This is a genomic window from Anaerosporobacter sp. (genome assembly GCF_965301125.1).
The window spans coordinates 36154-43716 of the sequence record NZ_CBDLAM010000010.1 but is presented as its reverse complement, the minus strand read 5'-3'; the positions used below and the strand labels follow the sequence as shown (position 1 = coordinate 43716).

At 34.9% G+C, this 7563-nt stretch carries 6 protein-coding genes; 1 reads left to right on the top strand and 5 read right to left on the bottom strand.

Features of this window, described 5'->3' with window-relative positions; translation table 11 throughout:
- Window positions 1-167 precede the first annotated feature (167 nt).
- The 4 genes from ACW2QF_RS02135 to mgrA form a co-directional block, all read right to left on the bottom strand.
- Window positions 168-818, bottom strand: coding sequence for a GDSL-type esterase/lipase family protein (locus tag ACW2QF_RS02135; RefSeq protein WP_455714344.1), 651 nt, complete (start codon window positions 816-818; stop codon window positions 168-170).
- A gap of 116 nt (window positions 819-934) precedes the next feature.
- On the bottom strand, window positions 935-1633 hold the full coding sequence (locus tag ACW2QF_RS02130; protein WP_455714343.1) for a hypothetical protein: 699 nt from the start codon (window positions 1631-1633) through the stop codon (window positions 935-937).
- Window positions 1600-2208 (bottom strand): condensation domain-containing protein, encoded by a 609-nt coding sequence (locus ACW2QF_RS02125; RefSeq protein WP_455714342.1) that lies wholly within the window; start codon window positions 2206-2208, stop codon window positions 1600-1602. The genes ACW2QF_RS02130 and ACW2QF_RS02125 overlap by 34 nt, the downstream gene beginning before the upstream one ends.
- 262 nt (window positions 2209-2470) lie before the next feature.
- Entirely contained in the window at window positions 2471-3460 is a 990-nt protein-coding gene (gene mgrA, locus ACW2QF_RS02120) for an L-glyceraldehyde 3-phosphate reductase (RefSeq protein WP_455714341.1), read from the bottom strand.
- A gap of 164 nt (window positions 3461-3624) precedes the next feature.
- Here mgrA and ACW2QF_RS02115 point away from each other — a divergent pair, with 164 nt between their 5' ends.
- On the top strand, window positions 3625-4539 hold the full coding sequence (locus ACW2QF_RS02115) for an AraC family transcriptional regulator (RefSeq protein WP_455714340.1): 915 nt from the start codon (window positions 3625-3627) through the stop codon (window positions 4537-4539).
- A gap of 45 nt (window positions 4540-4584) precedes the next feature.
- Here ACW2QF_RS02115 and ACW2QF_RS02110 read toward each other — a convergent pair whose 3' ends face one another.
- Window positions 4585-7404: a glycoside hydrolase family 3 C-terminal domain-containing protein gene (locus tag ACW2QF_RS02110; RefSeq protein ID WP_455714339.1), complete on the bottom strand. Its 2820-nt coding sequence runs from the start codon at window positions 7402-7404 to the stop codon at window positions 4585-4587.
- Between the last annotated feature and the right edge of the window lie 159 nt (window positions 7405-7563).

The window sequence follows — 7563 nt, the reverse complement described above, 5'->3', positions numbered from 1 at the left end:
TATTAACATAATAAATTCAAAAATATAGCGTGCTATTTGAAGTTCTAAAGCAAAATAAAACCGTTACTATTATAAATACTCATACTCCTAAAGTATTTATAATAGAAACGGTAAGTTTTTTTATTAATGTATTTAGAGTTGCTTCGATACACCTTCTAGTACCCTAACTATATAATCCCGTAATAAAATCCCTCTGTAAGTTCCTTAATTCTATCAACTACTAGATTTGCTAATTGTGCATGCCCTTCTTCATCAAGGTGTTCACGGTCAGCTTCACTTGGATTTGCTACTGTTGATGCATCCAGAAAGGAACAATTATTAGTAAGTGCAATTTTTCTCAATGCTTTTGATAAGTGTAAGGAAACTTCTACTGATTTTTCATCAAATTCAGGATCAAAACCGTCCTCTCCTACACCTCTCCCTAGATGAATTGGAGATACAACCACTATTCTTGTTTCGTTTCCTGCAAATTGACGAACACTCTCAATAATCTGTTCTATCCCTTTAGCAATGGTACCAGCAGATGCACCGTACCTAGTTTTGCAATCATTGGTTCCTAACATAATGAAGACAATATCTAAAGGATTATGAGATTCTACAATCATACGAATCGCATCGATTCCTTTACGGTTTGGACGTATTTCATCTTCAAAAACTGTTGTTCTTCCACATAATCCTTCTTCTATTATTGCGAACTCATCTCTCCCAAGTACCTCTTGTATTCTTCCAGTCCAGCGTATCGTTTCATCATACCTACCAAGGCCATCTGGTCTATATCCATATGTATTGGAATCTCCAAAACATAATATACGTTTCATATAATCACTCCGTTCTCTATTCATATAATATAACTAGGAATTGTATGATTAATTCTATCGTATGAATATAGAAATGTCAAGGGTAATTTCTCCACCTACACTAAGGATTTTAACTTCTAAAAAGTTGTTTTACTAAAAGCCTCCATTGCTGTTTCAAAAAACTTAAGATTACTCTGCTTATTCACATCTTCCCTGATACTCATTGAGATTGTCATGGTATCACCAATTGTAGCGATTCCTATAATTCTTTTTGAATTCAAAACTAAAGGTGGAACAAAGGTAAAGTCCAGTAATTTCATGTCACCATAGGTATCCGAAATTGGAATCTTCGTTAAGTTCGTTACACTAATTCCTTTTGGATTCCCTAGATATCCAAACATCCAAGCCAATTGTTTTGCTGTTTTATTCTCATAACCATCACAGGCAGCAAAATAAATTGCATCTTGTAGGCTTCCTTTAATACCACCCATAAACTGCAAAAGAAAATATTTCTTTTTTTCATTATGTAATTTTTTATAAAGTCCCTTTTGTACAAGTTTGGCATTGTCCTTAAAGCTCGTACTATAATCATACTCATTTACCGTGGCAACTCCCGTTGCATAATTCCCCATACCTTCATAACCTGGTTTTCGAATACTAACTGCCTGCCCAATATCAGACTTTACATTGGCTGCTTCTAATAGAGCCGTTACAATCAAGGTATTCAGTGTCACATCATATTCCTTTGACAAACCTTTCATATGTAGATATTCTTCTTTCGTAAATGTTTTGGTTATAATATCTATATCGGTATCATTATGATATTGTTTCGCCATATTATAATACTCTTCTGGGGTAAACGCTCTTCCTGTCTTATTGAATTTTTATTAAGTCCATTCATCATAATACGCATAGGCAATGTCAATTTACTCTTCTTAGGCAGATCCTCCATTTGGAATAATTGTATTGGCTTATTCTTAAGTATTTTCCCATTTAATATACGCATAATGTCTTGAATTAGATACGCATAAGAAGTGCCATCCCCCATAAGATGATGAGCAATTAATAGCAATTCCGTATTTCCTTCTTTGTATGAATAGAAAAATCGAATTAGATTTCCACGATCGGGACGAAATGGTTCTTTTGCTTGTCCTAAAGCAACCTTCTCCCATTCATCACAATACTCATTAATAGGATATATCGTGTCCGGTTGTACTTGATAATAGGTCTCCTGATTTGAATCAAATACAACACTACAGCGAAGAATCTCATTCACCTCAACTGCTTTATTAATAGCAACTTGCAATTTTTCCTCAGGAATTACAGCATTAACAGTTGTCTTAATTACTACATTGGGAGTTGGTGAATACACCCATGTTCTTTCCTTATTAATCTTTAATTTGTTATTCATCTAACCTTTCCTTCCCCAATCCTTTATTTTTGAGACACAACTTTTATATAAGAGTTTGCCTTGGATTAACCATAAACATTGTGTTTTGATGGCATAACTATAAAGTACTCCTTCCTTTAATGAATATAAGTTTTATCCATTTTATAACATCGTTATATAACGTTTTAACCAATAAAGCAAGCGCAAAATTAATAATCCCAAATAGATGAATCTCTAACATTCAACTATTTGGGATTATTTGCGTCAGTCCATTTTGTTATGATTATTTATCATTCAAGATATCTTCAATTATTCCAAGCTCTTCCTCAGTAAAGTCCAATTTATCTACAATACCAATATTGTCTTTAATTTGCTCTACTCTACTTGCACCGATTAAAACAGTAGTAACCCGGTCACGTAATACCCATGAAAGTGCCATCTGCGCAAGTGTTTGACCTCTATCCTTAGCCACTTCATTTAGCTTAGATACCTTTGCTACTAGTTCTCTCGTTATACTATCTTTTTGTAAGAAATGGTTCCTAGTAGCACGACTTCCTTTTGGAATTCCATGTAGATATCTATCTGTTAATACACCTTGAGCAAGTGGGCTATAGCAAATACTACCTGCACCAACCTCATCTAACGTATCAAGTAAATGATCATCTTCTACCCAACGGTCCAACATACTATACCTAATTTGATTAATTAGTAATGGCGTTCCATTAGCCTTTAGAATCTCTGTTGCCTTCTTTGTCTGTTCTGCATTATAATTCGAGATACCAACATAGAGCGCTTTACCTTGACGTACAATATCTGATAATGCACCCATTGTTTCTTCTAATGGTGTCTCTGGGTCAAATCTATGATGATAGAAGATATCCACATAGTCAAGCTTCATTCTCTTTAAACTCTGGTCTAAGCTTGACATCAGATACTTTCTTGATCCTCCATCGCCATAAGGTCCTGGCCACATATCGTAACCAGCCTTTGTTGAAATAATCATCTCATCTCTATATGGACGTAAGTCACTTTCCATGATTCGTCCAAAATTATCTTCTGCCGAACCATAAACTGGCCCATAGTTATTAGCTAAATCAAAGTGTGTAATACCTTGATTGAATGCCTCAAAAAGCATTGCTTTTTGGTTTTCATACGGATCAACGGAACCGAAGTTATGCCATAAACCAAGAGCTACTCTAGGTAACTTCACCCCACTATTTCCACATTTCTTATATTGCATATGTTCATATCTATTATCATTCGCTTTATACATCTTATATCTCCTTCCATTACCTATCTTTGATTCCGAATCTATTTTAACTCTTATTGTCCGAATTCTAAATGTAATAGACCGTCCATTTCTTGTATAAGAGCGACTTTAAAATATTTACATAGTATATCATATGTGGTACAGTACTCTCAAAGGAGTGATGAATCGTGTATTTTTGTTTACAAACTGATAACCTACCTAAGGTTTCCTATATGAGTCGTAACATTACACCAAACCATTGGACTCATCTTAGTCGTGTTACGGATGAATATGTTCTATATATTGTTAATTCAGGAACCTTATTTATTAAAGAAAATGACTGCAAACATGAACTACATACAGGCGATATTCTTTTACTAGAACCTGGCTACCCTCATGAAGGCTATAAGGAAAGTGCTTGTGATTATTATTACATACATTTTTCAAAGAATACTTTTACCACCTTTGACTGTAGTAAATTAGATACCATCGAAAGTATCTTACTTAAAAACAAGCGTCTTTTCTACAATTGTGACCCTCTTAGCTATGAACCATATACGCAGTCTAAATTGTTTATTCCAAAAGATCTGTATATCACCGATAAAGCTGTATTAAACCAAATAGATCAATATATGCAAGAAGCACTGTTTGCTTTTAATCAGCAGAATGAACATTTTAAATTAATTTGTTCTTGTAAATTAATTGAAATACTCACGCTTCTCTCAACATACTTTTCAGAGAAGATTTTTCGTGATACAAACAATCGTAATACCATTGTTAAACAGATGGATAAGACACAAGAACTTCTCACTTACTTAAGAAATTCCTATGCCGAAAAATTAACTGGTGACTCAATCGCAAGTCACATGAATATGAACTTTGATTACTTAAATCGAATCTTTAAAAAGCAGACTGGATTTACAATTTTTAGTTATCTAAATACGATTCGTATTAATAAAGCAAAGGAACTTCTACTAACTGGTACAATGAAATCCTATGAAATCGCTCGTTGTGTTGGTTTTCATGATGAGTACCATTTTAGTAAAGCCTTCAAAAAAAGCGTTGGCTTAACACCAACGCAATTTTTGCAACTTCCAAGATGATATACCTATGAATCATTTTATAATAATAAAACCTTAGCTATCTAATTATTTTATATCCCTAAACTCGATATATTCAATGTCCATATCGTCAGTCATGCCCTTTAAGCTGATTTCGTATTGTCCATTACCTAGTTCCACACGAGTAAGACGAATCAAAGACCATTCATCATCAGTTCCATTTACTTGCATTACTAGCGCAGTCTCACCATTAATCAAGAATTTGCATGCAGATTGCGCAACTTTCTCCTTCTTATTACGTACTTTAGCTACTAACGTGTAACTACCCGCATTTGCTTTGACATAGGATTTACCATTTGCCGTAATTGGAACCTGATTATTCTCATCTATTATAGTAACTTCTTGATCTGTGACAGCCTTTTCTAATGGTTCATAATATTGAACTGCACAGTTATAGTCTTGCTTTCTTCCAAACACAGCGGCATTCATCAAATACTTGCAGATATTCATGGCACAACGTTGTAATTCACCAATTGTCAAACTACCATTTGCAACTGCTTCTAATGTATTATCATTTCCAGCATTAATCTCTGCACCATCATTTGGAACAACCATATATAAATCATTCTGTGCACGAACCATACCAGCCGTATTCGTTACCACACTTTCTCCACCTTCTATTGGATCGTTCATCTTAGCCCACCAATCGGTCATAACGATACCACGAAATCCCCATTCCTTACGAAGAATTGTTGTATTCAAATCATAATTTGATGCATTCCAATAATCATTAAGCGGATTGTATGTTGTCATAATCGAATTGGCTCCGCCTTCTTTCACTGCAACTTCAAATCCTTTTAGATATATTTCTCTAAGAGCACGTTCTGATACAACCGCCTCAACAAAGCTTCGTCGATATTCTTGGTTATTACATGCAAAATGCTTCATTGTTCCTGTAGAACCTCCAGCTAGTATACCTCTTACTTGAGCAGTAGCAAACTTAGCTGTTACAACTGGATCTTCTGAGAAATATTCAAAGTTACGTCCATTCAATGGATGTCTACGTATATTCATTCCTGGACCTAATAAAGTATCTACTTCATTACGAAGTAATTCTTTGCCTTCATATACATACATCTCTTCGATTAATTCTGTATCCCAAGTAGCCGCTAACAAAGTTCCTATTGGTACTTGTGTTGCCTTATATCCACCTTCCATACGGATTCCAGATGGACCATCTGCTGCACATCCAATTGGAATACCATATTCGAATAGAGTATCTCCAACTCCGCCAAACGCTGCTGCAGTACCTGGTGTTACCTTAACATTACACATTCCCTCTCCACGTACAATAGTCGCTAATTCCTCTGTGGTTAACTGTGCGATAAATTGCTCCATAGTAGCTTTTTGATCTGCAACATCACGAAGAGTAATCCCTTTGTTCCCTGTTTGCGGATAGGTTGGTGGTAAGTTTTGTTCGATTCTCTCTTTCATGGAATAGGTTCTTGTTGGAACAGCTTCATAGATAAGTTCATATGCTCCGTTTGCAAGGCGTTTTCCTGGCTTCATTCTTGTGAATTCTTTACTTGGTGACAACGCTTCTTGTAACTGTTCCACCACTTCTAACTCTTCTACCATATATCCTTTCTGTTCTCCAGTAGCTGTTTGGAATTCCACTTTCGCACAATTTCTAACACTAGAGCCAACATGGAATACATATTCACCAGCCTCAAGAACCATACAAGATTTATGTCCCGTAACTCCACTATCATCGTAAGAAGCTAAGTCAGCTACCTTGAATTCAATTTCCAAGATCTGTTCTCCCCCAGGTGCAAGCTCTTTTGTCTTAGCAAATGTAACTAACTTCTTCACTGGTTGCCCTAATTCACCTTGGGGTGCTTCTACATAAACCTGTACTGATTCTTTTCCTGAATAAGTAGAACCTATATTCTTAACACAAACTTTCAGCCTGATAGTAGCCTTAGACACAATATCCGATGTAACTTCTGCCTTAACTAAACTTGTCTCAAATGTTGTATACGATAAACCAAATCCAAATTCATACTGAACCTTCTCTGGTGCAAATGTTTCAAAATAACGATATCCAAGATACACATCTTCTTGATAAAGATTAACATCTGCATCTCCATAATTGCTGTGAGATGGATAATCTTCTAATTGATATGCTATAGTATCTGTTAATTTACCACTTGGAGTCACATCACCAACTAATACATCAGCTACTGCATTACCTCCTTCGATACCGCCTTCCCATATATAGAGGACACTTTGAATTCGATCTTTGAAACGTTCTTCTTCCAGAAAGCTCATATTAATGATGTTTGAAACATTTAACATAACAATAACTTGGTCGAAATATTTTGTTACTGTTTCAAGAATTTCAATTTCTTCTTGCTTTAAAAGATAACTTCCCTCTCCAGGCGTGTTATCTTTGTCTTCCCCAGCATTTCTTCCAATAATAACGATGGCTTTATCTGAATGTTTTGATGCTTCTTTTACTAACTCATCGGTAACAGGCATTTCTTTCTGACTAGGTGGTTCTGCTGCCCAAGCACCTCCACCATTATCAAATGGATTTTCTTTAATCCATTTTTCATATGTATTAATTAATGATTCATTTAATTCAATGTCTTTTTTTGTTCGTAATCCTTCTAAAATGTTTGAAGTATATAATACGTTAACAGAACCACCAGAACCTGTTCCTGTTCGATAATAATTAATCTGTGCTCTTCCAAATAGGGAAACTTTCTCTCCCTTTTTAAGTGGTAATACATTCTTATCATTCTTTAATAATACAGTGCCTTCTGCTGCTACTTTTCTAGTAAATTCTGCAAAACCTTCATAAGGTACGCCAATTTTATGTTCTCTTATATAATTTTTATCCATAGTTACCTCCATATTCTTACTTAATTTATTGGTTTCTTTTGCTATATCCGTTAACTTTAATCGACCTATGACTCCTTCGAAGTTAAAGGTTTTATTTCGTGAGTTTCATTTACTTCTGATAAGTAATATTATAGCCAAACAACAAATGAAATGATATTA